Raw genomic sequence first — 25,190 nt, 5'->3', positions numbered from 1 at the left:
CTTCACCAAGGTCAACCTGGTCTGCCCGGGAAGGTTCTTAGCTGCCTGCAGCCAAGTCTTCTTCAAGTTGCAGCGGTTGCTGAGAAAGCCGGGTTTTGTAGACCTGATAGCCTTCCATGACCCGCATGACATAATTCCGGGTTTCCGGAAACGGGATGCTTTCGATCCAGTCGACAATTTCGTCCGTACTCTTTCCGCGGGGGTCTCCGAACCGTTTGAGCCAGTCTTGAACGCGTCCGGGGCCGGCATTATACGCTGCCAATGTCAACACGTACGAACCGTTCCAATGGTCCAGTTGCTCGTGAAAATATGCCGCCCCAATTGCTGCATTCAGACCTGGATCGCGCAAAAGGGCGTTCTTGCTATATGGCAACTCGAGTTCCTTGGCCATCGCCCGCGCTGTTTTCGGCATGACCTGCAGTAGACCCATGGCCCCAACGGGTGAAATTGCGTCGACCCTGAAGGCGCTTTCCTGTCTGGCTATGGCATACATCATCGCCAGATCGGGTGTGGACTGAACCATTTCCTTCGGAATGGCTCCTATCGGGAACGCAAGTTTTTCGATCTGGATACCCCGATTGAATGCGGACTTGCCGACCATCAGGACCGAATTGTGCTTGTCTTGCAGTTCAAGTCGTAATGCCAGCAACCGGAGATGGGCCGGATCGGTGAGTGTCTTTGCCAGATGGCGATACAATCTTGCGGCCCGCTTCTGATCTCCGATGTTCTCGAATTCGGTTATCGCTTTGGCAAGCATGTTGGAGCTGAAGGCCTTACGGTCTTCATGGGTAATGGAGACTTTCCGCAGCTCAAGCTGAGAACGGCCCAGGCGTTCATGCGCTAGTTGGCCGTAAAAGGTCCCCGGATATTCAGCAGCCTGTTCGAAGTATCTGGTTGCATCCTCGGGGCGCTCATCGGCTTCGGCAGACCGGCCTAGCCAGTAGAGTGCTCTGGACTGGCTGATCGGGGTCGTGGTGATTTCCTTGACGGCGGCGAAGTGTTCTTCAGCAGCTTTGGGTTTTTCAAGGAACCGCAAGGCAAACCAGCCTGCATGAAATTCCGCGTCGGCAACGGCAATATGGCCGGTTGCGCTGTGTGCTGCAGCCAGGACATAGGCTTGAATGGCCTTGCCACGCTCCAGCATTTCACGTGACACGATACGGCGTTCCACCCACCATTTGTCCGGATCGACCAGAGTTTCCGGATCGTAAGGCGTCGTTCTCAGCAGGGTCGCAGCGGTTTCGTACTGACCCTTTCGCCTTGCATGGAGGATCTTGCTGAACTGAAATCCCGGGTCGTCGGTCCAGCTTTCGTGCACTTTGCCGAGCGAGCGTGCAGCATCCGAACGCTTGTTGACAACAGCGGCGCGCCCCTTGGCCAGGCTTTCGGCCTTCGCCAGGGCAGACATCCTGAGCGCCAGCCTGGTCTTGCCTTCGTAAAGCAGCGTATCCATGCGCAACTTGTGGTCTGACGCTTCAAACAGAGACTTGAATTTCTCTGCGTAGCGGGCCTGCTGTTTTGAGCTCAGCTTGGCCTCCGGCCACCAGGTGCGGATGAGATCCCTGGCCTTTTCAGATTGCTTGGTCTGAACATACGCACTTGCCAGAGACACCCTGGCATAGTTGCTTATGGGCTCGTTCTCTTCAAATTCGGCAATTATCGCCTCGGCTGTGGGGCGATCGTTGAGGAAGGCGCGCTCATAGTTCGTTCGCATTCGGGCCTGCATGGGCCAACCGTCGAGCTCGGCAATGAACTCCGCCAGATCGGCAGCGGAAACGGCTGGTGCGCTTGCCGACGCAATCGCCCAGGTCAGGGCCATATGCTCGACGCTCTCTGGTGTCAGTTGCTTCCGGATCTTCAACGACTTTGAAAAGTTCTTACCGTCGACCGCCTCAAGTCCGACGGACAGCAATCGTGTATTTTCGGGAAGAAGGGGCGCCTGCGTTTCCACCTGTTGCTGTGGCGCCTCACGTTTGGGCGGGATTGGCGTTGTAGCGGCGGCGAAGTCAGTTGCCAAAAGGAAACCGGCTCCAAAGGCAAGTCCAACGAAAAGCATTCCATGACACCTTCTGTTTTCCCGTATTCGCGCGCGACACGGGCAGAGGGTCTCTTGTGACGTATTGGCAGGGACAAAATGAGGCAGCGTGGCCGAACCGGTGTACATTTTTTGGGACAATCGACCATGTTCAACCTGGACAGGCATGACGAGTGCCGAGACACTGCAAACGCTTCGGTTTTGTGATTGACAATCCTGCCATCGAGAGAATTGCCGGTAAGGCCCCGGGCCGTCACAGGCAGAACGCAAGGCGCGGGTGGTTCACAAGTGTTTGCACATGATAAGGGTCGTTGGCTCCGAGTACCCCGTGTGACAACGGCTGCCGGTGATATCGAATCCAAGACGCATGAACTTCTCCTGATTTTCTTTCAAGGATACGCGCGTTTCCAGCTTGAGGAGACAGAGGTTTTTCTCCCGAGCCCTTGCTTCGGCAACCGAGAGCATTCTTCTGGCAAGGCCGCTGCCCTGATGATCTGCAGCAATTGCGAACCGGCCAAGAAACAAGGCATCGGCTTCTTCCTTGAGAAACAGGCAACCCGACAAGGCTTTCCCCGAAAATGCCAGCAGGAGATCCTCCTGTGCCGCCCGCATTGCAACGTCCTTCGCGGTCATCTGGTAGACCGTGCTGGGAGGTGAAACGCGACCCTGTGTGTGAGCAAAAGCAATCTTCAGGAAATCGAGCAGCCTGGCCCAATCATGGAAATCTCCGGGGTTCAGCTCCAACGTCAAACTGCAATCGGATGACGTATCCGTAAGGCCGGAGAAGGTCCTTTCCGCTGCGTTCGGATCAAATGCGTTCTGCTCAATCAGGTTCATGTCTCAAACCCTTCCCAGTTCAGCCGGGCGAATGCCGTATTTTTTTTGAAAACTGCGGGAAAATGCGGTGGCGTTGGTAAATCCGCAGGCTGCCGATATCGTCGCGATCTTGTAGTCGGTGTCACGCAGCAACTTTCGGCCTCTTTCAAGGCGAAGGTTCTTGTAGAACTTTGCAAGCGTGCAATTTGTATGGGTCGTAAAGAGACGCTCCAGCTGGCGGCGGGATTTGCCGACACGTTTTGCCAGTGTGTCCAGCTTCAGAGGCTCTTCCAGATTCTCCGCCATCATCCTGGCTGCCGCGATCAGGTGCGGATTACGTGACCCGACTGTCAGGGAAAGCGAGCTCTGGGGCCGCTCTTCCGCCTGCCGAATGCCGAAATGCACGCACATGTCCGCAACCGTCAGGGCAAAACGGCGGGTGAAATGCTCCGAAATCAGATGCAGAACCAGATCGGTTGCCGCCGCGCCGCCGCCGCATGTGATGACCTTGTCCTGGGCGCAGAACAGGCAATCATGGGGATGAAGATCCGGATGCTTTTCGGAAAACCCGAGACGGTCTTCCCAATGAAGGGTGAAATCACGGTTCGTCAGCAGTCCGGCGCGGGCGAGGATCTGCGCTCCTCCACTGATCGACCCGACACGCGCTCCGGTCCGAAGATTGGCATAAAGCCAGTGGGCGGCGGACTTTTCGAGACGGTCGTCCAATCTGGCTCCGGCCACGACAAAGGCATAGTCGGCTCCACCGGCAGAGTTCGCCCTGTCATCGACGGAAGCGCTCATTCCGTTGGAGAACAGCACAGGCTTGCCGTCCAGCGATACCGTGCGCCAGTGATAGGTCGCCTGAGCGTCAAGCATGTTTGCCATCCGCAAAGGTTCGACGGCGGCGCTGAAGCTCAGCATCGAGGCTCCCGGCAGCAGCAGGAAGTCGAATGTACGCTGCTCCAGCTCAGGTGGGGCAACAGCTGGTTCGACCCTATGCTCGGCATCTTCGATCCGCGGCGAGGCCGCGGACCGGTCGTTGCATGGCTGAGCATCGGCGAAACACCAATGCTCAGTGGCTGCATGATTATCCTTCATAGTCGCTAAGCGTGAAGAACAGCGTATCGCCGATCTCGCAAAGCGCTGGAGTGCGCTTGCAGAAAACTACGCCTCCCTTGTTGAAGTAGAGCTCCTCGGGAGCCTCCCATGGTTCTTTCAGGTTCCAGATATAACCGGCAAACTGGCCGTCCTCGACGACGTCACCCAGGTTGACACGCGGTTCGAACATGCCGTCCTTGCGGGCGAAAATGTAGTGATCGCCGGTTTGCATCGCCTTGAGCGCAACCTTGTGCTCCGGTGCCGGCAACTCCTCGTCCCGGACCAGAACGCCGAGTTCACGCAGGCAGCGCTTCATGCCGTTATAGGCAAAATCACGGATCCATGGCCGGATCTTGCCTGCACCACCGAGTTCGGTGGACAGATAGATCTTGTCGAGGGGCAGAATTTCACCGGAAAGGGTGGTTTCATGCACCCGGTCACCGACAATTCCAAGAGGCGCGCCGAAGAGTTCCAGGAACTTCATCTGCATCTCATCCTTGGCGGGATCGCCCATCAGGCGGATCTTGACCGACGGATGATGGTCGATGGATTTGCCAGCGGAATGAAGATCGAAAAAGGCGTCGCCGCGCGGAACGATCTGCGTGGTGATGTACCAGGCGATCATTTCGGTCGGTGAGCCGTACTGGTTGCCCGGGAACATCCGGTTCAGGTTGGCTTCTCCGGTCCAGTCGAGCGGCGATGTCCGGCGGCCGGCATAAAAGGCAGGAGCGTTGGCCGCCGGCAGGAAGATGATCTGGCCCTTGATGTCTTCAGGTTTCAGCTCCTGATAGAGCCCGTTGGTGACAGAGACGCCTTCATATTCGTCGCCGTGATTGGCGCCGATGACAACGGCCACCGGGCCGTCGCCATTCTTGATGGACATGATCGGCATCGGCAACCAGCCATATGCGGACCGGTCCGAACTGAACTGGATACGCACGTAACCGTGCTGTTTTCCTTCCGCATCCAGATCGATTTCGCAGGATGGGGCCAGACTTACTTTTGGACAGGGCATTTTCTATTCCTTCTGACTTATGCCGCTTTTGCTTGGGATTGAAGCTTTCGCCAGGCCTTTCCGAGCTTGGCGATACCTTCCTTGATTTGATTGACGGTGATGAAGCTGTAGGCCATGCGAATGAAGTTGCCCGGGTCGTCGTTCGGGAAACTCAAGCGGCCGGAGGACACTTCGACACCTTCTTCGATGCCCAGTTCGACGAGCCGTTCGGCATCGGTTCCTTCCGGCAATTCCGCCCAGAGAAAATACCCTCCTTGAGGAGCACGGATACGGGCTTCGGGGATGTGTTCGGAAAAGGCGTCGATCATCGCATCGCGGTGGATCCGCATTTGCGAGATCATCTCATCGATATGATGAGCCATCTTGTTTGAACGCATCAGCTGAACCACGATCCGCTGGGCAAAGGCATTGGAGCCGCCATCGGCTTTCTGCATCGCCATGCGACGGATCACACCGGCGTCGCCGATTGCCCAGCCGACACGCAGACCTGGGGCAAGGATCTTGGATACCGTGCCCAGGCTGATGACGTGGCCGGTTGAATCCATTGACTTGATCGACGGAATGACCTCGCCCTCGAAGCGAATCCGGCGATATGGATCGTCCTCGCAGATGACGAAATTGTACTTCTGTGCCAGTTCGAGCATCTTCTTGCGACGGGCAAGCGACGTTGTGACACCTGTCGGATTGTGAAAGTCCGGAACGTCGAACAGAAGTTTAGGCATCTGTTCCGCATTGTTTTCCAGCCGCTGGAGCTTGGTCTCAAGCTCGTCGGCGCAAAAGCCTTCCTCGTCCTGACCGATATCGAGGAAGCGCACATTGTGTGTGCGCATGATATGAACGGCGGTCATATAGGTCGGGCGGGTGACGATAACCGTGTCGCCGGCTTCGCAGAACGTTCGCAGCGCCAGGTCGAAGGCGCTTTTGGAGCCGTAGGTGACCAGGACATTGTCACGACCGGCCCGAATGCCGTCTTCGGCGACGAAGTTGCAGATTTCATCGCGCAGGTCGTCAAGGCCCATCAGGGGGGCATATTGCATGGCTTCCTCGCGCAGGGGGCCGACGGCCTCCGTCGCTTCGCGCACGACATCCGGCAGGCAAGGAGGATAGGCGGCGCCGGAATTGAGGGCGATCGTCCCCGGTGCGTGGTCGAATACCGACTTGCCGAGAATGGCTGATCGGCGTGCGAATCTGAATTCGGTCATTGATCTTCCGTTTGGGTTTGAGATTCGGTCACCATGCGGGCCGCGACGAAGTCTTCGAGCGCCGCGCCAACAGATTTGAAAAAGGTGATTTGGCTGTCGTCCGTACGTGCTTGCACCTTGCCCTGGCAGAGCCCGGCCAGATCCCCCGCAATGTCAGCCTCGGTAATCGCGCCGTCCTTCAGGGGTTGGGTTATGTCTCCGGCTTCTGCCCTGGCGCCTTCAAAGGTTTCCACGATGATGTGGCCGGCAGCGCGCCTGATCGCCTCATTGTCGGCCTCACGCATTTCGGTGGTGTATCCACCGACAAGATCCAGATGTGCACCATCCTTCAAGAGAGCGCCCTTGATCAGTGGATCCTTGGTGAACGTTGCAGCTGCGACAACATCTGCATGCGGCAGGGCCGCATCCAGATCGCTCACCGCGGTGACATTGTCGTCGAATTGATCGGCGAGGGCCTGTGCCTGTTCCGGCCGGCGAGCCCAGATCTTGATTTCGTCGTAGTCGCGAACCGTCCGGTGGGCCGGAATGAGATTGCTTGCGATCTTGCCGGCCCCGACGATCAGGAGAGACCTGGCGTCTTTACGCGCCATCATGCTGGCGGCAAGAGCGGAAGTCGCAGCCGTACGGCGGGCCGTCAATTCACCACCTTCCATCGCAGCCTGAACCTGGCCGGTGACGGCATCGAATACCAGCACGGTGGCGTTGATGGTCGGGAGCCCGCGCACCGAGTTGCCCGGCACGATGTAGAGCATCTTCACGGCAAGTTTGCCGCCAACTTCCCAAGCTGGCATCGCCAGGAAAGAGGCATCGGGCTCCCCAGGTACCGGAACCGTGTGTGCTGTGCGCAGCGGCAGGGAAATGCCCTTGGCGAATGTCTCCTTAAGCCCGGAAATCAAAGCTTTCCAAGGCAGAACCTCTTGTACCTGGGCGTCTGAAAAAACTCTCATTCCCGGAACTCCTGAAGAAATGTCTTGCGTTAAATAATATATTATCTAGTATATCGACAACGTCAACACAGAAATGCAGAGCACCAATGGCACCCCAATTTGCAGACTTCACCAAAGAGGAATTCGAACAGCGCTACGCCAAAACCCGCGCGCTCATGGCTGAAAAAAACCTTGATGCGATGCTGATTACGGAGCGCTTGAACTACCAGTATTATTCCGGGCATCGGTCCGAGCAGTGCGCGGTGGACAAGATCCGCTCCTACATGGTCATCTTGCCCAAGGATGGGGAGCCGACCCTCATCACGATGCCGTTTGAAGTCGCGCAGGTTGAGCAGACTTCCTACATCACCGACATCCGGACCACCGGTGGTCTGATGGGGCACCCGGAATTCATTATCGGGGTTCTGAAGGACCTGGGTCTGTCCAAGGCGCGCATTGGGGCGGAGCTTGGCCGCGAGCAGTATCTGGGAATTTCATATCTCGGTCTGCAGGAAGTCATGAAAGGCCTGCCGGGTGCCGAATTCGTGGATGCCGCCGACATCATCCTGACCGTGCGCAACGTGAAGTCACCGCGGGAAATCGAATATCTGCGCCGCGCATCGATCATTTCCGCAGAAGCCCAGAAGAAGACATTCACCCAGGTTCGTGCCGGCATGACCGAAAACGAGGTCGCGCAGATCCTGAGGGAAAACCTGATCGCGAACGGGGCGGAGAAAATCTCGCTGCTCTGCGTGCTCTCGGGAGCCAATGACAAGGGTATTGTTCTGCTGCCGACCGACCGCAAGATCCAGAAAGGTGAGACCCTCGGTTTCGATGTTGGCGTCAGCTACAAGGGCTACTGGTCGGACCTTGCCAGAACCGCGTCTGTCGGCTCTCCTTCCGAAGAGCTGTCCGAATTCTACAACTGGATGATGCGCCTTCGTCATGACTGCAACATGCAGCTGACTGCCGGCAACAGGCCGGCCGACGTGATCCGGGTGGTCGATACCTATTTGGAAGAGCGCGGGCTCAAGACCATGGGTGTTGGCCGGGTCGGTCACGGTGTCGGTATCGAGACAACAGAATACCCGTCGCTTGCCGCTTTCGAGGAAATCACGTTCGAGGTCGGCAACGTCTTTGCCTGCAATCCGAATTTCTCAAATCACCTCGGGTTCATCAACGCCGAGGACAACTGGGCGGTGACAACCGGCGAGCCTGATCTTCTGTCTGCACCGGTTGCCGACTGGGAAATCCCCGTCGTCGAAGCCTAAGCATTGACCTAGGCCGCGCGGGGAACGCGGCCTCGGACTTTATCATGGGAGGAAACAATGAAATTCGACAAGTTACGACGCGTCTTCTTGTTGGGCACTGCCTGCGTTGCAGCCGCTTTTGTTCCGGGCCTCGCCGATGCGGAAACCGTTGAAGAACGGGGGCAGGGCGATGGACTGCGCGTTGCCTACTACAACTTCGCGCCGTTTGCCTATGTGGACGAAAGCGGCGAAGTGATCGGCGAACAGGTAGAGATCCTGCGCACCGTTCTGGACAAAATGGGTTTGAAAGTCCGGCTCGAAATCTCCACCGAGTGGGGCAACCTGATCCCGGGCCTGAAGGCGGACCGTTTTGATATCGTGGCCGCTGCGATGTTCGTAACGCCGAAGCGATGCGCTGAGGTCTCGTTCTCCGAGCCTACATTCGGCATTCAGCAGGCTATCGTTGTACCGGAGGGAAATCCAAAGGGGCTGTCGGACTATGACAGCGTCCGCAATACGGAAGCAACCATGGCTGCGATCGCCGGTACGGCACAGGTCGATTGGGCAAAAAGCGTTGGCGTGGAAGAAAGCCGGATCATGCAGATCCCGGACACGCCGACCGGACTGGCCGCGATACGGGCAGGGCGGGCCGATGCCTTTGCGATCGATGCCCCCGGCGCCCGGCTGGCGATTGCCAGTGACGGCGGTGCCGGTTTCGAAATGCTCGAGCCGTTCTCCGAAGTGGACGGGAAACCGGCCAGCCCACACGGAGCTTACGCTTTCCGTCAGGATGAAGCGGAATTTGTGAAGAAATTCAACGCTGCTCTTGCTGATTTCGTCGGCACGCCCGAACACATAGCAATCATGGAGGCACATGGCCTTCAGAAAAGCGAGCTTCCCTCCCGCAGCACCTCGGACCTTTGCGAAAGCTGAGGATTGCCCGGGCCGGTCAAGACAGTTGATTTGACCGGTCCGGAACCGGAAGCTGGTTTCCGGTTCCAGTCTGAAGGGGGTGAAGAAAGTGGATATTCAGCAGATCTTGGGTTCAGGTCCGGGTACTTACCGGATAGGAGTGATCGCGCTTGCCAATGACCAGGTCATCGAGCGGGACCTGTCCCGTCTGCTGCCTGAGGAGGTGTTGACCTACACCACCAGAATTGCCTTTGGCGGCAGGTGCACCCTTGCGGATCTGGCCCAGATGGCCCCGATCGTATCCGATGCGGCCAGGCTGCTGAATCCGGAAGTTGAACTGGATGCCGTCGTGTTCGGCTGCACATCCGGAACGTTGGCAATAGGTCCGGGCAAGATCAAAGCGTCGGTTCAAGGCATCTGCCCGACTGCACAGGTGATCAACCCGGTTGATGCCGCCTGCAGCGCTTTTGAACGTCTCGGCGTAAAGCGACTGAACCTGGTCACGCCTTATGAACCCGAGCTTGCCGGCCATGTTGCGGAAGCCTTCGCCTTGCGCGGATTTGAAATTCTACATCGCTTCGATTTCGGTCTGGAGGATTCCTCGGATATCAGCCGGGTGAAACCCGAGGCAATTCTGGCCGCTGCCACATCGCTTCCGGACAGTGACGCAGAAGCGACATTCATCTCCTGCACCGACTTCCAATCGCTCACCGTATTACAGGAAATCGAAGAAATAACCGGACACCCCGCCATTTCCAGCAATCAGGCAGTTGTCTGGTCAGTGCTGGATATGCTGGGTTTGGATGGGAACCTGACCGGATTCGGCAGGCTTCTCGGCCCGGCTATACAACAAGAAACAGATAAACAACAACACGGAGCCTTCCAATGACTATCAACCGTAAACGTCTGCTCACGACGCTTGCAGCAATTACCGCAGTGGCGGTCAGTGCCACGGCGTCCTTTGCCGAAACCCTGATGGATCGTGCCAAGGGCGACGGATTGCGCGTCGCATTCTACAACTTCGCGCCCTATGCCTACAAGGATGACGACGGCAACCTGGTCGGCACCGACGTGGAAACACTGACGGCGGTGCTTGACAAGATGGGTGGAAAGATTGCCGAAGCGGACTCCACTGATTGGGGAGCACTGATCCCCGGCATCAAGGCGAACCGCTTCGACGTTGTTGCAGCCGGCATGTTCGTCACCCCGAAACGCTGTGCCGCGGTTCAGTTTTCCGAGCCGACCTTCGGTATTCAGCAGGCCATGCTCGTTCCGAAGGGAAATCCCAAGAGCGTCACGACCTACGAGTCGCTGGCCGATCAGGGACTTCGCGTGGGTGCGGTCGCAGGATCAGCGCAAACCGGATACGCCCGCAAGGCCGGCATTTCTGACAACATGATCTCCGAACTGCCGGACAATCCAACCGGTGTTGCGGCCCTGCGTGCAGGACGTATCGATGCCTGGGCGGTGTCCGCTCCCGGTGTTCGTCAGATCATCGCCAATCTTCCCGACGGCGACATGGAATCTACCCCGCTCTTTGCCGAAGTTGCCGGTGAGCCGGCCGTCTCCCACGGTGCATTCGCCTTCCGCAAGGATGACGCTGATTTCGTTGCTGAATTCAACAAGGCGATGGCTGAATTCATTGGCTCGCCCGAGCATGTCGCCATCATGGAAAAACACGGCATGACCAGGGATGAGTTGCCGATCAGCACAACAGCCGAGCTGTGCGGCAGCTAACGTCGAACCCGCACGGCCCGGTAATCGGGCCGTGCCCTCCAACTCTCAAAGCAGGTAAGCGCGAATGAACCGTATCGCTGTCGTATCCGCCTTGATAGCCTTTCTCGTGGGTGTGTCGGTCGCAACCTTCTCCGAAGTGCGCATGTTCTTGCCGGCCATCCTCAAGGGAGCGGTCGTGACGGTGCAGGTCTCCGTCCTGTCGATTGCCCTGTTCCTGTTCATGTCCGTCATTTCAGGGATCGGCCGATCGCACGGCAACACCGCGATACGGTGGATTTCCACCGTTTACATTGAAGTTTTCCGCGGCACTTCACTGCTGGTCATCCTGTTCTGGATGTTTTTCGTCATGCCTGAATTCGGCGTGACGCTGTCACCGCTGTTTGCCGGTGTTCTGGCTATCGGTCTCAACTTCGGCGCTTATGGAGCCGAAGTCGTTCGTGGAGCAATCAGTGCAGTGCCGAGAGGTCAGACCGAGGCGACGATAGCGCTCAACATGTCCGCTTACAGGCGAATGACCCGCATTATCCTGCCTCAGGCGATTGCAATCATGATTCCGGGCATGAGCAATCTGACCATCGAGCTGATCAAGGCGACCGCGTTGGTCTCTGCCGTGACGCTGGTGGACATCACTTATGCCGCCGTGCAGCAGAACCAGCTTCACTATCGAACGGTCGAGATCTTCACGATCACGTTGCTGCTCTATTACTGCCTGGCACAATTCGTCCGGTTCGGCGGCGAGGCCCTGGAAGACAATTACACGCGTCACCTGAGAAGGAGAGGCTGAACCATGGATTGGGATTGGACTTTCACTTTCGACGTGGTGCTGCCCAAGATGTGGGCGGCGGCAGGTGTCACCGTCTGGGCAACCGTTGCAAGCTTTGCACTTGCGCTTGTCGGCGGCCTCATCCTGATGCTGCTGAAGACGCATCGCTCGGCCTGGGTCAGCCGTCCGGCGACGGAACTTATCGAAGTCATCCGGGCAACACCGCTATTGGTGCAGATCTTCTTTCTGTTTTTCCTGCTTCCGGAGATCGGCATCACCCTGCCGCCATTGACCACCGGCATATTGGCGATCGGACTTTACAATTCGGCACTTTGCGCCGAGGTCTACCGGGCCGGATTCCAGGCCGTTCCAAGAGGGCAGTGGGAAGCGTGCATCGCGCTCAACATGTCCACGTATCGCACTTACAGGGATGTGATCATTCCGCAGTCGCTGCCGCCAATAATTCCCGCACTCGGTAACTATCTGGTTGCGATCTTTAAGGAAACTCCGCTGTTGTCCTTCGTGGCCGTGGCGGAAATCATGCAAGTTTCGAAACTGATCGGCGCGGAGTACTACCGCTTCACCGAGGCGATCACGATCGCCGGGCTCTTTTTCCTGATCATGAGCCTCATCGCAGCGCTGCTCATTCGCATCGTCGAGAATTACGTCAAGAGGAGTATCCTGCATTGACCCAACCAATGATCCGGTTTGACAAGGTCCTGAAAGCTTATGGTTCCTTGCAGGTGCTCAAGGATCTGGACTTTTCAGTCGACAAGGGCGAGGTCGTTTCGATCATCGGCCCCTCCGGCTCCGGCAAGACCACCGTTCTGCGCGTATTGATGACGTTGGAAGGAATTCAGGACGGCACGATCTACGTTAACGAAGATCCATTGAACCGGATGCTCGTGGACGGACAGCTGATGGATGCGTCCCGAGCGCATATCAGGCGGATTCGCTCCAAGATTGGAATGGTGTTTCAGAGCTTCAATCTGTTTCCCCATATGACGGCGCTGCAAAACTGCATCGAAAGCCCGATCTATACACAGGGCAAATCAAAGTCCGAGGCGACGGACGAGGCCATGCGACTGCTCAACATGGTCGGTCTCGCCGATAAGGCGAACCACTATCCGAGCCAGCTATCGGGTGGACAGCAACAGCGCGTTGCCATTGCCCGGACGCTGGCAATGCATCCGGAAGTTCTCCTGTTTGACGAACCGACCTCGGCTCTCGACCCGGAAATGGTCGGCGAGGTTCTGGAAGTGATCCGCGATCTGGCCGAGTCCGGGAACTACACCATGCTTCTGGTGACCCATCAGATGGGCTTTGCACGCGAAGTCTCTGACAGGGTTTGTTTCTTTGATGGTGGCAGGATGGTCGAACAAGGCAAGCCGGACGATCTGTTCGGCAACCCGCAGAATGCGCGCCTGAAGCAGTTCCTGTCAAAAGTGCTTGAGGCCGGATAGACATGAACGCGGTGGCGCAAACTCCCTTGCCTGATGGCATTCTGACCGATGCGGTGGCGCTTCGCGAAGCCATGGCGCAGGGAAGGACTTCTGCATGCGCCGCGCTTGACGCCTGTCTTGCCGTGATCGACCGTCGCAATCCTGTTGTGAATGCTGTCGTCCATCAGGACAGGGAAGGTGCCCGGAAGATGGCGGAGGCTTGCGACGCAGCGTCGGAGCCTGTCGGACCGCTGCATGGCGTCCCCGTTACCATCAAGGAATGCTTTGACTGGAAGGGCCACCCTACCAGCTGGGGCGATCCTGCACGGGCAAGCAAGGTGGCTTCCCGGGACTCTGCGGTGGTCACAGCTTTGAAAGAAGCGGGGGCGGTTATTCTCGGGAAAACAAACATTCCGCCCTATCTGTCGGACTGGGAGACCGCCAACCCGCTTTTCGGCGCAACCCGCAATCCTGCTGATCCCGATCGAAGCGCGGGAGGGTCTTCAGGCGGATCTGCTGCAGCGGTTGCTGCAGGAATGTCCTACATCGACATCGGCAGCGATCAGGGCGGATCAATACGTTTCCCTGCTCATAACTGTGGTGTGCACGGCCTGAAGCCGAGTTGGGGATGCATATCGCTTCGCGGACACAGTCCTCTTGGCGAATTGCGGACACCGGACATCGGGGTGGCAGGGCCGCTGGCAAGATCGGCACGTGATATCGCACTGGCACTCTCGGTCCTCGGCAATCAGCCCCGGGTCGAACCGAAAGCTATCGAAACCCTTCGAATAGCGGTGATGCCGAGGTTGCCGGGCTGCCCCATCGATGACAGCTATGACGATGCCATCAGGGCTTTTGTCGAAAAACTGCAGGCCGTGGGTGCGTGTGTGACACGTGTTGCGCCCGACATAGATTTCGAGCGGGCGACCGAGTTGATGAACCTGCTTGTTCGGGCTGAAACTTCCCGCAAGGCAGAGCTTGTAGCTCATTTCAGGTCAAGATTTGGCAAGGCGATGCCTCAGGGCAGTTATGCCGAGCTCAATGCACGCGGCAATGAACTCAGTCATCGCGACTGGCTGGTGCTGCACGAGGAACGTCTTCAGTTGTGCCGGCAACTGGAAGCGTTTTTCGAAGCCTTCGACCTGCTGTTGTGTCCCGCCGCAGCCGGACCGGCAGCTCCGTTGAGACCGGATTGCGATGTGACCGTTCGCACTGTACCGGTTAATGGCAAGGAAGAACCGATCCTGAAGCAGCACATGCTGCATATGCTGGGAAGCCTGTGTTACTTGCCCGCGCATGTCATGCCAATCGCGGTGCTGCCGTCCGGGCTTCCCGTCGGTGTTCAGGCGGTCGGGGCATTTGGGCAGGATCAGGCGGTGCTGGCAGTGGCGGCCACACTGGATCGTTTGGGTTTGACGAATAGGAACAGTGGATCATGAAGCATATTGTCAATTACGGTGACGGACCCAAGGCGATCTACGAGGTTTTGAAGCAGCAGATCATCGTCGGAGACCTGAAGGCCGGCGAAGAGCTGAAGATAATGCCGCTGGCGAAGGAAATGGATATTTCCATCGTGCCTCTGCGCGAAGCCATCCGGATGCTGGCAGCCGAAAAGCTGGTGGAACTGCGTCCGCGTCGAAGCCCGATCATCGCACGTATCGACGTCAACGATCTGATCGAGATCAACCAGATACGCGGTGCTCTTGAACCCATTGTTCTGGCAGATGCCATCCTTCGTCACACGCCGGAAACCCTGGCGGCCTGCGAAGCCATTGTCGAGCAAACGAACAGCGCGACCGACCCTTGGGAGATGGTGGAATTCAACAAGCAGTTCCATCTGGCTCTCCTTGGCCCCACCCGGCTGAAAAGGTCGATGGACATTATCGTGGATCAGTATGACGGCATTGCGCGACTGTCTCAGTTCAAGGTGGTGAACCACGAGAACCTGATCGAGAAGCTGAACACTGAGCACAGGGCAATCCTGGAAGCGGCGAAGGTTCAGGATGTGGAACAGGCGGTCAAGCTCATGACCAGTCACATCGACAGCGCAACCGATCGTGCCAAGAGTGAACTGGAACAGGACGAGGAAGACAATGATGTCAGTGCTGCTGCTTCCCCGTCGATCTGACAACCCTCAAACCTGAACTGAACCGAAATGCAATTCGATTACATCGTGGTAGGTTCCGGCAGCGCCGGCGCCATCGTCGCCGCTCGCCTTGCCGAAGACGGTCAAAACAGTGTTCTGCTTCTCGAGGCCGGACCGAAGGACAACAGTCCTCTGTTCCACGTCCCGGCGGCAATGCGCTACGCCTACAACGCTCCCAAATACAACTGGAACTATGAAACCGAACCCGAGCCCTATCTGAACAATCGGGTTCTCGTGCAGCCACGAGGCAGGGTTCTGGGAGGATCGAGTTCGATAAACGGTCAGCTTTATCTGCGCGGCCATCCGCTGGATTATGAAGGCTGGGCTGAAGAGGGGGCACAAGGCTGGTCCTACGCCGAAGTGCTTCCATATTTTCAACGTCTCGAGACCCGTGTCGACGGCAAATCGGAGTATCAGGGGCACAAGGGGTGTATTCGGGCTTCAACGATGGGCTCGGACAATCCCTTGACGCAGGCGTTTCTGAAAGCCGGTGAAGAAGCCGGCTACCAGCGTACCGACGATGTCAACGGCCGGCAGCAGGACGGGTTCGGATATTTTCCGAAGAACATTGCCGACGGGCGCCGGTCTTCCACCGCTTATTGTTACTTGCGCAACCCGCCGGCCAACCTCGACATTCAAACAGGATGCCAGGTGCGCAATCTGGTCATAGAAAACAAGATTGCAAAAGGTGTTCGCTATCGGCAGAACGGCCGCGAAGTTTCTGTCACGGCCCGGCGCGAGATCATCCTGTCGGCGGGTGCTTTCAACAGCCCGGTCATTCTCATGCAGTCAGGCATAGGACCGGCGTCGCAGCTCAAGGAACATGGTATCGACGTGGTTCATGACCTTCCCGGTGTGGGGGAGAACCTGATGGACCACCCGCTGACCTCGCTGCAGCTGAAGTGCACTCAGCCGGTCACGCTGTACAAGCATCTGAACCTGTTCAGCCAGGCAAAGGGGGCCATCGAGTGGCTTCTGACCCGCAAGGGACTGCTGGCCAGCAATCACTTTGATGCGGTCTGCTTCATCCGGACCAAGGCGGGTGTCCGCTTTCCGAACATGCAAATTGCGCTGTTTCAGATCGCCGTCGCCGAAGGGTCAGCCGATTTTCTGAAAGAACATGCGTTTCAACTGCAGTTCACCAATCAACGGCCAAAGAGCCGTGGATACGTAAAACTGGCTTCAAGCGATCCGTTCGCCGCACCGCGCATCCGTTACAACATGCTTGAGCACCCGGACGACGTTGAGGAATTGGTGGCCGGGTTGCGCCTGTCGCGCGAATTGACGGAGCAGCCATCTCTTGCGGCGTTCACGGGAGAAGAGATTTTCCCTGGGGCACAGGTGCAAAGCGACGCCGAAATCGAGGCCTGGCTGCGCGATAACTGCCATTCCTCCTATCACCCGTCAGGGACGTGCAAGTTGGGTACGGATGCCTTGTCCGTTGTCGATCCGCAATGCCGTGTACACGGAATAGAAAATCTCCGGGTCGCGGACGCCTCGATCATGCCGATCATTCCCTCGGCCAATCTGAATTGCCCCACAATGATGATTGGCGAAAAAACGGCCGACATGGTCCTGGGGAAACCACCATTGCCGGCAGCCAACCTGCCTTATTACACGGACCCGAACTGGCAATTGGCGCAACGATGAAAGGGTCGCGGGGGCTCCTCGTGTTGCAACTTTGCGGATCATGTCATCCCTGCATGTGCAGGGATGACGACAGAAACTTTCAAAAAGATCCGATTATCTGACACAGGGCGATTGGAACCGTTGTCTTTGCTTTCCCGCTTCAGCCTTTGGCAGCGGTCAGGCGAGGAAACAGATATTCACTCACGGCAGCTTCACCACCGACACATCCAAGTCCACTCACTTTGATGCCGCCAAACGGCGCATCGATGTAGGCAGTCGTCAGCTGATTGACCGCGACGGTGCCCACTTGCAATCGGGCGGCAACGACGTCCGCCTGACTTTGGTCCGGGCCATAGACGTAGCCCGACAGGCCAAGGTCGCAGGCATTCGAGCGTGCGATGATGTCATCGAGATCATCATAGGGTGCAATGCAGGCAATCGGTCCGAAAATCTCTTCTTTCATGCCAAGGGCATCGTCCGGGACATTTGCAAAGACGCGGGGAGGTGAAAAGAAACCTTCGTTGTGAGGGGAAGGTTCATTGAAGACCGCGGTCGCACCATTTGCGAGCGCGTCTGCCGCGATCCTTTCCATCGACTGAACCCGTTCGCCGTTCGCAAGCGGGCCCATTGTTGTCTCCCCGGCGCTGCCGTCTCCCACTTCCAGCTTGCGGGCGTAGTTGCCCGCAGCTAGCGCGAAGGCATCGTGCTGCTCGCGGTTTACATAGATCCGGTTTGGTGCGGTGCAGACCTGGCCGGCATTCCAGAAGCGTTTGGAAATGAGCTCCTGCGCGACGGCCTCGATGTCGGACCCGGGCAAAACGATTGCAGGAGCATTGCCGCCGAGTTCAAGAGTGCAGCGCATGATTTCGGCGCCGCATTGAGCGGCCAGGACACGGCCGACATTGACGGACCCCGTGTAGGACAGGTGGCGCATGGCCGGATGTTTGATCAGCGCTTCGGAGAGTTCCGCCGAGCGTCCCATTACCAGATTGACGCTGCCGTGTGGCAAGTTCGCCTGATTGACAATCTCGATCAGCATGGCAACCGAAGAGGGAGTGTCATGGTTTGCAAGCACGACAGCGGTGCAGCCTGCTGCCAACGCGGGCGCAAGATGAACGGCCGCTGTCTCGACCGGAAAGTTCCACGTGGTAATGACGATGACCGGACCGACGGGGACCATATCAATCCTGCGTTCAGCACCGTGACCAGGTCGATCGAAGGAAAAGTCCATTGTGTCCGCCATTTCGGCGAAATGTTCGAACATCTTGACGACGCCGGACATTTCAAGCCGGGCTTCGTCTAACGGTTTGCCTTGCTCAAGCGTGATCTGCGCTGCCAGTTCTTCCTTATGTTTGTCGACTCTGGCTGCGATATCATCCAGAACGCGGGCTCTGGCTGCCGGTGATGTTGACGACCATTCGACAAAAGCACGTTTTGCAGCCTCCGCCGCCAGATCCGCGTCCTCTTTCGTTGCCCCATAGAATTCGGCAAATGCTTGTCCGGTTGCCGGATTCAGGATCGAAAACTTCTCACGGTTTGCCGGCTCAAGTTTCGTGTTGTCTATGATTGGGGTGAACATCTTGCTCTCGCGTGCTTAAGGTCGGAGCTCCAGTAATAATATATTATATAATATTTTTAAATGAAAATCGTTCGAATTGTCGCCTCTGTTGCGCGCCGGGACCGTTCATTTCGATGGCGTGGAAGATCGCTCGGCCAATCCGCATAATCCCGAACCGATACGAGGAGCAGGCTCAGCGTCGCTGAGTGGGAAAACAGTCCGCCGGGTCGGGAGATTACCTATCCGAATAGGCATAAAGGTCAGCGAACCTTCAGGTCCCCCTTCATGGGTGGTGTTTCAGCCGTTTCGGTCCAGGTCATTCGAAGGTCAATCCGGTTGGCCCCGTTCGACCGTTCCGCCCTGACACGAAGCGTGATCAACCCGCCGGGTTCCATCACCAGTTCATCTTCGCCGTCGCCGAGGGTCAATTCGCCTTTGCCGATACCTTTGGTGACGGCCTCCAGCAATGCCTTGATCGACTTGCGGCTCTGGATCGATTCATGGCGAAAATTGCCGTCACCATTATGCATCATGCCCCTCCCAGAAATGTTGTTCCGGCTTGAAATGTTTGGCCTTTGGATAATCGGAACTCAACCCTACAACATCTCCGGTGGGAAATATCAATGTGGCACCGGCACCGATACCCGGAAGCCCTTCCAGCAGTCGAGACGAACGGTCCAGCGTGACATCACCTTCCAGATGCAGCATTCCGTTCTTGGAAAGGATCCGTTGGCCGCGATGATTGTTGACGTGACCCTGGACGATCATCTTGATCCCATCCTCATGCAGACGGCTTACCCCGTCATCGGTCAGCAGCATGTCCACCGGCCGATATTTCGTGCGCACAAGGTTTGCGACGGGGCCGGTGTAAAATGCAAAGGGGTCTTTTTCGGCTTCCTGCCGGTAGCGGCAGTTCACCGCGTCGATGCCCTGCTCGCACAGCAACGTGCACATGGCGTCGTCGATCCCGGCATGCACGAACAACAGGGAGCCGATGCGATTCACCACGTCCATGGAGGAATAGAACCAGTTGTAAGCGCCGTCGGGCACCAGAAAAAGCTCGTGGCAGCGCAGGGCGGCGGCGTAGACTTCGCGCATCGAAAGGTTTTCGGATGCGGCCTGGCTGGCGAACTGCTTCTTTTTCTTTTTCAGCTTGCGTAACTCTTTTTCGATACCGGCCTGTGTCAGGAAAGGTGCCGCCTCGGCGGGAAACGCCTTGCTCCATCCCTTTGAAGGGAAGATCCGATCGCGGCAGGTCCTTTCGTCCGGAATGCGCGCAAGATCTTCTGCGGTGACATAACGCGTCCTGACCTCGCGCAGAAGCGGAAGGATCTTTCGGCCCATGCGGACAAACAGATGTTCCGTCAATGTTGAGCGCGGCAGGGTCAAAGCCCTTATCGCCAGCCGAAGCCGCAGATCATGATTGCCTGCCAGGAGATGCAAGTCGACGCCACTGTCGATCAGGCACCGCAACGCATCCAGCATGTCGAGATTGGAGGGGCCTTTGTCCAGGCAATCACCGCCAATCACGATCTTGGCGGTTCGGCCGAACGACGTCAGCGAAAGTCTTCCCGTGCTTCGGCGAACGACACCAGCCGCGACGAGCGAACGCAAAAAGCCGTCTGCATCGGCGTGTGGATCGGACACAAATACCACTGGCCTGTCCGGCCAGTTCCAGGCACCGTGACATGCGGCGGCTCTCAAACTTGCCCGGACTGCGTCGAGGTTTCCGCCGGAATGGGTTTCGTTTACGGGCCAGGTCTCGAAATCACGGGGGATGCCGGTCAATTCGCATGCATCATCGAACACGGGAGGCAGCAACGAAGCTGCGCCCGAGGTGTTGCCAGCCAATTCGGCCATGGCCTATTCCTTCAATCCAGGACATTTTCCTTCGCCTGACGGATCTTCCATCTGCCGCCAGAATGCGCCCATGTACCATCCGGATTGTGACGGATTTGTAACGGATGGGCATGGTGCATGCTGTAACGGGCAATCTCTTCACAGCTTAGTATCCCAAGAAAGTGCGCTGCATGCCTGAAAGAGGCTCCGTGTCCGAAATTCAGTGTCAATGAACCGGGGGCTTTGCCCGCCAGTGACTGACGAAGGTGATGCGCCACCCGTTTCCCCGACATCATCAGGGACTCGGCCCCTTGCAAAGGCAGGCAATAGCTGCTGTCCGACTTCCAGCCCCGTGGAGGAGCGGCATATCGGGGGTCGGCAGCCAGAACCGCTTCGATCTCGTTGACGGTCAGGTTCGCAGCGCTGCCAAGGGAGCGCTCGGCCAGGGCCGGTGTCTGATTGATCTCGACTGTGTGTCCGTGGCTCGTCAGGACACCGCAAGCAATCTGTGCTGTCTGCCATGCCCGTAGCTGACAGGAGCAATGTACGACCGGATCAAGGGCCAAACCTTCTTTGGCGACCAGTGCTGCAAGCTCTTCACCACAGGCACGCGCTTGCGCTTTGCCTTCATCGGTCAGCGGAAAGGGCTGCAAGGCGCTCGGGACGTCGGGTCGTTGATGATAGGCGCCATGCCGGATAAGGGCCGCTTGCGGACCATTCATGAAAACAACTCCCGTCCTGCGAGGGCGAGGGCATCGAAATCGATGGTGCCGGTAACCTCGCGCAAACGAACAGATTTCAGTTGGGCAAGGTAATCGTCCGGACAAAGGAGATCATCATCGCGGAGAAATCTGCCCCGTGTGTCCTGATAGAAAGGACCTGCGCTTTTCATGATTGCCCGCAGCAGATCTGTCCGGTCTGCCAGATTGGCATCCTGCAGCCGGGTTGGCGAAGCGCTCCGGCGGCTCCAGTTCAGCACCCAGAATTCGGACAGCGGCATTGTGAATTGAACTCGTCCCGGTCCGTAAACGTCGGTGATGAAAAGGTCGTGCTTTTCCTCAAGTCTCCAGAGGTCGTCCGTTGGCATTTGGGCGAGTTCCTGTCGCCTGGTTTCAGGTAGAAGAGACACCAGGCGCGGATTGCCGACAATGGTCCCGGGGTTGATCCTCGGGTTCTTCGGAATTCCCAAACAGGTAACGCCATCCTCTGTTGCGCGAACCATCAGCCGGTCATTTGTGACGAAACGGCTGGTCGCAAGATCCATCATTCTCAGGATTGTGGTGGACTTTCCGCCCCCGGAAAGCCCGGCAACGGCCAGACCTTTCACGCCATCAGTGACAGCCGCTGCGTGGCAGATTTCCCAGCCGTCACGCTTGCAGATGTTCAGAATCTGAGTGTTGATGAAGTTTATCACCTGGTTCGGAAACTCGAGACAAGGACCAAGGGCCAACAAAGCCTTTCGAGACTGTAAGAAGGTCATGCCGGTTCGGATTTTTCGTACCAGCCGGCCATCTTCAAGGTCGTGATAAGCGTCCTTGCGCCCCGTCTTGCCGGGTTCTCGAGCCCAGTCGATCCACGCGGGATCGTTTTCAAGCTTCTGCCCATTCAGAACGTCAACAACTGCGGAGACGGGCCCCTCTGCCGCAAGAGCATCGGCCAAGTGGTGCCGCAACTCATTGGCCATCAAGGTGTCGCACCGTACAGCAATGCGAACGGGTCCGGTTTCCAGGAAGAGCGTGTCCGGTAGCGCGGAGCGGTCCAGACCGGCAAGAACATCAGCAACGCAGATCATTTGCCCGCCTTTGCGATGACATGATCGGCAACTGCCGCTGCAGCGTCCAAGCCGCAGCCTTCCTTGGCACCACGGAAGCCGCCGAACGCGGACACTTCGAAGATGATTGGCCCGGTGTCGGTGAGGGCGACGTCAACGGTGGTAAAGTCCAGGTTGAAGGGTGCCTGGGCTTTCCGGGCGAGCTCGATCAGATCCGGGTCGGGGGTAAAGGGTGCATATTTCCCACCGCTATGGACGGTCGTGTTCCAACTGTCTGACTGGCCGACGCGCGCATAGGTGCAGAGGTAGTTGCCAGCCAGAAACACCATGCCCAGATCCTGGCCTGACAGATCAAGCTTCTCCTGAATGTACATCATCGGGTTTTCGGATGCGAAAGCGGCAATTGCCGCTGGCGCTCCTTCGCCCGCCTCGATCACGCACATGCCACGGGCCTTGGTGGAATAAAGCGGCTTGAAAACAGCTGCGCCAAATCGTTCAACCGTGGAAAGGGCGGCTTGTACATCTTCGGTGATCACGGTTGCCGGCATGGGGGCTCCGGCGGCGCGCAAGCTGACAGTGCAGGCGAGCCGGTCGATAAGCCGCAATACTGATTCGGGACGGGAGAAAACCCGAACGCCACGCGCCTCGGCCAAGCGCAGAAGCTCCAATCGGTCCAACACGTGCGGACTGTAGATTTCGCTGATCTTCTTGATGACCAATCCATCAAGCGTGCAAAGATCCTGTCCCTGATACATCAAGGAGCCCTTTTTCAAGTCCAGGGCGACCTCACTCATATCGATCACGAGGCGAAAGCCGGTTCTGGTTTCCAAAGCGTCGGCCAGTGCTTCGGTTGACCATTTGCCCGGAATGCCAACCACCCCGATCTTCAGATTAGTCAAAGAACAACTCCCTGGTTGGCAGTTTGAACCGGGCTTCGCTTCCCTCCGGGCAGTTCAGCGCCAGTTCCATCAGGAACCGGGCCCGGTTGAACATGCGTCTGGCATGGGACTTGTCGAAGACAAACCGTGTTGACGTTGCAAAGCTGCGCGCCAACCCGAGTGCAAGGCGGTACTCGTAGGTCCTGTCCTTTTGCGATCGGGCGAATTTCGAAGCCACTGCCTGGAGGTCGCAGGCCACCTTAGCCAGACGCCGGCGCACAGGAATATCCTGAATTTGCAGGCGATAATTTGAAACCATGAACACAGAAACGTCCTGCACATAATCCATGTAGCGCGATCTGTGCAGGTCGATGAAATGCACTCTCCGTTCGCTCGGATCGTAAATGACATTATCGAGATTGAAGTCACCGTGAATATGCACAGAGAACGAGGCTTCCAACTGCGCCTCACGCTCAGCGGCAGCGCGAACGAGGTCATCGAAACCGGTCAATTGCAACGCGCCGAGCCGCTGCGATCTTACCCTGAACTCGGGATGGACGCGGTAGACTTCGGGCAAACGCCGTGAGAGCTGGAGCATGGACGACATTTCGGCCGGCTCATCCATGCGCGTGCTTCGCCAGACATAGTTGAGGGTTTTGGCCAGGGTTTTTTGCGCATCTGCAAGCAGCCCATCTTTTTCATTCAGAACCAGTTGTTCAAATGTGTACCCCGGCAGGTGCTCGATCAGGAGCGCCGCCGACTGCCCGCGTTTCTCATAGGACAGGATCTTGGGGGCTAATCCCGGATAGATCGAATGCCAGCTCTTAACACCCGCGCGTTCGTTCCTCACCTTGCTCAGCTCGCCACCTTTGAACACGGCATTCACCGTCTCACCGGAAGCGTCGCGCGACCGCACGGAGGAGATTGCGTTGCCGGAACGCGTTTCCGCCAATGGTTCCAGTTCCGGTGGATCATCTTCCCGGGTGTCGGGTAGCAGGCTTTTCAGGGTGAAATAGCGTTCAAACTGCACCGGTTGACCGATGTTCACTGACAGTATCGCTTCAGAAATCGACTGGAGGGCATCGCCGATCCGGCGCATCTCGTTGGCCACCAGCAGGCTGTTGGCCAGATCTGCGGTGTGCTTGGATTTACGCATGTCCGCCGTGAGCGTGCGAAATACCCGGTCATAGAGATCTTCCAGCTTTTCTCTGGTCTGGCCGATGCGCACCGCGGACTTGCTGTCGGAACGCGACAGGGCGGGCTGGATGAGTTTCAAGCCGGTACGTACCTGCGTGATGACCTTGGCATAGGCGTCAGGCCGCAGATACTCCTTGCGCGCAACATCCTCTGCATGGGTAAGGCTGCGCCGCGCCAGGCGGCTGATCAGGTCGAGATTACGGGCGACGAGTTCCACGTTGCGCAGCAGGTTCTGGGCCTCGTGGCTGACCTTCTTGTTTGTCAGCCTTTGTGTGCCGGCGTTGCCCACCTTGGCGGCCAGATTGTAGGAGTGCCCGGCGCGCAGCAGTACCTTTTGTGCTGCAGCCTGCGAAGGGCATTTGAAATAGTCCTGAAGGCTTGAAAGTTGCCCGTCAATTTCAACGCACAAAAAATAGAGGTTCTCTTCGATCGAACGCGGCAGCTTAGCCATCAAAAACCCCCAGATAGAGCGGGGCTCTTTCGGCCAAAGCATGTGCGTAGGCGGGGCGGAACTCAGTTGCCTCTTTTTCGGGCGAGGCCCAGACAGTGTCGATCTGGGAAGGGTCGGGGTGTGAACCGACGATCGGCAGATAGTCATCGGGGACATCGCAGGCGAAGAGCAACTCAAGCTGATGGCGCATGCCTTCTTCCTTGGGTTTGAAGACTTCGGCAACGTGAATGAGAGGGCCCACAGTGATTTCAGTTCCGATCTCTTCCGCACATTCACGCTTCAACGCGTCGGTCGCGCTTTCTCCCGGTTCCTGCTTGCCTCCTGGCAATGTGAGGTAGGGGGACTGTCCCGTCTTTTTCTTGACCTGCACCAGGAGTTCTCCGTTCCGGAATATCACTGCCCGCACGGTTGGGCGGATCGGTGACAAGAAGTTTTTCGGCGGCGATTCCATCGGGGTTTACAGAGGCTCTGATAAAAGAAAATGACAACGGGGTCAGTCGGTTGGCAATTTCTACCACATATCGA

24 protein-coding genes are annotated in these 25,190 nt (G+C 57.4%); 10 read left to right on the top strand and 14 right to left on the bottom strand.

The annotated features are described in order from the left end of the window. Positions 1–37 precede the first annotated feature (37 nt). The 6 genes from ABLQ08_RS09250 to ABLQ08_RS09225 form a co-directional block, all read right to left on the bottom strand. Entirely contained in the window at positions 38–2,056 is a 2,019-nt protein-coding gene (locus tag ABLQ08_RS09250) for a transglycosylase SLT domain-containing protein (RefSeq protein WP_352941008.1), read from the bottom strand. 261 nt (positions 2,057–2,317) lie between these two features. Next, entirely contained in the window at positions 2,318–2,872 is a 555-nt protein-coding gene (locus ABLQ08_RS09245; RefSeq protein ID WP_352941006.1) for a GNAT family N-acetyltransferase, read from the bottom strand. A gap of 3 nt (positions 2,873–2,875) precedes the next feature. Continuing rightward, positions 2,876–3,949, bottom strand: a complete 1,074-nt coding sequence (locus tag ABLQ08_RS09240) for a GlxA family transcriptional regulator (protein ID WP_352941004.1) — start codon at positions 3,947–3,949, stop codon at positions 2,876–2,878. Beyond that, positions 3,939–4,964, bottom strand: a complete 1,026-nt coding sequence (locus tag ABLQ08_RS09235) for a succinylglutamate desuccinylase/aspartoacylase family protein (RefSeq protein ID WP_352941002.1) — start codon at positions 4,962–4,964, stop codon at positions 3,939–3,941. The genes ABLQ08_RS09240 and ABLQ08_RS09235 overlap by 11 nt, the downstream gene beginning before the upstream one ends. A gap of 17 nt (positions 4,965–4,981) precedes the next feature. Beyond that, positions 4,982–6,166, bottom strand: coding sequence for a PLP-dependent aminotransferase family protein (locus ABLQ08_RS09230; protein WP_352940999.1), 1,185 nt, complete (start codon positions 6,164–6,166; stop codon positions 4,982–4,984). Further along, positions 6,163–7,113, bottom strand: a complete 951-nt coding sequence (locus ABLQ08_RS09225) for an ornithine cyclodeaminase family protein (RefSeq protein WP_352940996.1) — start codon at positions 7,111–7,113, stop codon at positions 6,163–6,165. Before ABLQ08_RS09225 ends, ABLQ08_RS09230 begins: the two co-directional genes overlap by 4 nt. An 86-nt stretch (positions 7,114–7,199) precedes the next feature. On the opposite strand from ABLQ08_RS09225, the gene ABLQ08_RS09220 reads away from it, so the two are divergent. The 10 genes from ABLQ08_RS09220 (at position 7,200) to ABLQ08_RS09175 (ending at position 16,992) form a co-directional block, all read left to right on the top strand. Further along, a complete protein-coding gene (locus ABLQ08_RS09220) occupies positions 7,200–8,363 on the top strand; it encodes a M24 family metallopeptidase (RefSeq protein ID WP_352940994.1) in 1,164 nt (387 codons plus the stop codon). 57 nt (positions 8,364–8,420) lie between these two features. Beyond that, positions 8,421–9,275: an ectoine/hydroxyectoine ABC transporter substrate-binding protein EhuB gene (ehuB, locus tag ABLQ08_RS09215; protein ID WP_352940992.1), complete on the top strand. Its 855-nt coding sequence runs from the start codon at positions 8,421–8,423 to the stop codon at positions 9,273–9,275. 88 nt (positions 9,276–9,363) lie between these two features. After that, a complete protein-coding gene (locus tag ABLQ08_RS09210) occupies positions 9,364–10,143 on the top strand; it encodes a maleate cis-trans isomerase family protein (RefSeq protein WP_352940990.1) in 780 nt (259 codons plus the stop codon). Beyond that, positions 10,140–10,991 (top strand): ectoine/hydroxyectoine ABC transporter substrate-binding protein EhuB, encoded by an 852-nt coding sequence (gene ehuB / locus ABLQ08_RS09205; protein WP_352940987.1) that lies wholly within the window; start codon positions 10,140–10,142, stop codon positions 10,989–10,991. The genes ABLQ08_RS09210 and ehuB (ABLQ08_RS09205) overlap by 4 nt, the downstream gene beginning before the upstream one ends. A gap of 64 nt (positions 10,992–11,055) precedes the next feature. Further along, positions 11,056–11,775 carry an ectoine/hydroxyectoine ABC transporter permease subunit EhuC gene (gene ehuC, locus ABLQ08_RS09200; protein ID WP_352940984.1) on the top strand — a complete coding sequence of 240 codons (720 nt, stop codon included), beginning with the start codon at positions 11,056–11,058 and terminating at the stop codon, positions 11,773–11,775. Between the two features lie 3 nt (positions 11,776–11,778). Continuing rightward, the gene (ehuD, locus tag ABLQ08_RS09195; protein ID WP_352940983.1) at positions 11,779–12,444 is read left to right on the top strand and encodes an ectoine/hydroxyectoine ABC transporter permease subunit EhuD; all 666 of its coding nucleotides are present in this window, start codon (positions 11,779–11,781) and stop codon (positions 12,442–12,444) included. A gap of 8 nt (positions 12,445–12,452) precedes the next feature. After that, positions 12,453–13,217: an ectoine/hydroxyectoine ABC transporter ATP-binding protein EhuA gene (gene ehuA, locus ABLQ08_RS09190; protein WP_352942572.1), complete on the top strand. Its 765-nt coding sequence runs from the start codon at positions 12,453–12,455 to the stop codon at positions 13,215–13,217. A gap of 2 nt (positions 13,218–13,219) precedes the next feature. After that, positions 13,220–14,635: an amidase family protein gene (locus ABLQ08_RS09185; protein WP_352940980.1), complete on the top strand. Its 1,416-nt coding sequence runs from the start codon at positions 13,220–13,222 to the stop codon at positions 14,633–14,635. Next, on the top strand, positions 14,632–15,324 hold the full coding sequence (locus tag ABLQ08_RS09180) for a GntR family transcriptional regulator (RefSeq protein WP_352940979.1): 693 nt from the start codon (positions 14,632–14,634) through the stop codon (positions 15,322–15,324). The genes ABLQ08_RS09185 and ABLQ08_RS09180 overlap by 4 nt, the downstream gene beginning before the upstream one ends. A 27-nt stretch (positions 15,325–15,351) precedes the next feature. Then, a complete protein-coding gene (locus tag ABLQ08_RS09175) occupies positions 15,352–16,992 on the top strand; it encodes a choline dehydrogenase (protein ID WP_352940976.1) in 1,641 nt (546 codons plus the stop codon). A 139-nt stretch (positions 16,993–17,131) separates the two neighbouring features. Here the strand turns inward: ABLQ08_RS09175 and ABLQ08_RS09170 are convergent, their stop codons facing one another. The 8 genes from ABLQ08_RS09170 to ABLQ08_RS09135 all read right to left on the bottom strand — a co-directional run bounded on the left by ABLQ08_RS09170 (position 17,132) and on the right by ABLQ08_RS09135 (position 25,116). Continuing rightward, positions 17,132–18,550 (bottom strand): aldehyde dehydrogenase family protein, encoded by a 1,419-nt coding sequence (locus ABLQ08_RS09170; RefSeq protein WP_352940973.1) that lies wholly within the window; start codon positions 18,548–18,550, stop codon positions 17,132–17,134. A 239-nt stretch (positions 18,551–18,789) separates the two neighbouring features. After that, the gene (locus ABLQ08_RS09165; protein ID WP_352940971.1) at positions 18,790–19,062 is read right to left on the bottom strand and encodes an amphi-Trp domain-containing protein; all 273 of its coding nucleotides are present in this window, start codon (positions 19,060–19,062) and stop codon (positions 18,790–18,792) included. Continuing rightward, positions 19,052–20,389 carry a metallophosphoesterase gene (locus tag ABLQ08_RS09160; protein ID WP_352940968.1) on the bottom strand — a complete coding sequence of 446 codons (1,338 nt, stop codon included), beginning with the start codon at positions 20,387–20,389 and terminating at the stop codon, positions 19,052–19,054. Before ABLQ08_RS09160 ends, ABLQ08_RS09165 begins: the two co-directional genes overlap by 11 nt. 11 nt (positions 20,390–20,400) lie before the next feature. Then, entirely contained in the window at positions 20,401–21,090 is a 690-nt protein-coding gene (locus ABLQ08_RS09155; RefSeq protein ID WP_352940966.1) for a histidine phosphatase family protein, read from the bottom strand. Further along, a complete protein-coding gene (locus ABLQ08_RS09150; RefSeq protein WP_352940964.1) occupies positions 21,087–22,160 on the bottom strand; it encodes an HprK-related kinase B in 1,074 nt (357 codons plus the stop codon). The genes ABLQ08_RS09155 and ABLQ08_RS09150 overlap by 4 nt, the downstream gene beginning before the upstream one ends. Then, a complete protein-coding gene (locus tag ABLQ08_RS09145) occupies positions 22,157–23,038 on the bottom strand; it encodes a GAK system ATP-grasp enzyme (RefSeq protein WP_352940961.1) in 882 nt (293 codons plus the stop codon). The genes ABLQ08_RS09150 and ABLQ08_RS09145 overlap by 4 nt, the downstream gene beginning before the upstream one ends. Next, positions 23,031–24,665 carry a phosphotransferase gene (locus tag ABLQ08_RS09140; RefSeq protein ID WP_352940960.1) on the bottom strand — a complete coding sequence of 545 codons (1,635 nt, stop codon included), beginning with the start codon at positions 24,663–24,665 and terminating at the stop codon, positions 23,031–23,033. Before ABLQ08_RS09140 ends, ABLQ08_RS09145 begins: the two co-directional genes overlap by 8 nt. Beyond that, complete coding sequence (locus ABLQ08_RS09135) at positions 24,658–25,116, bottom strand: NUDIX domain-containing protein (protein WP_352940958.1); 459 nt, start codon at positions 25,114–25,116, stop codon at positions 24,658–24,660. Before ABLQ08_RS09135 ends, ABLQ08_RS09140 begins: the two co-directional genes overlap by 8 nt. Positions 25,117–25,190: the final 74 nt, after the last annotated feature.

It is taken from the genome of Roseibium sp. SCP14 (assembly GCF_040329475.1).
GTDB lineage: Bacteria > Pseudomonadota > Alphaproteobacteria > Rhizobiales > Stappiaceae > Roseibium.
This window is presented reverse-complemented; position numbering and strand designations above follow the sequence as displayed.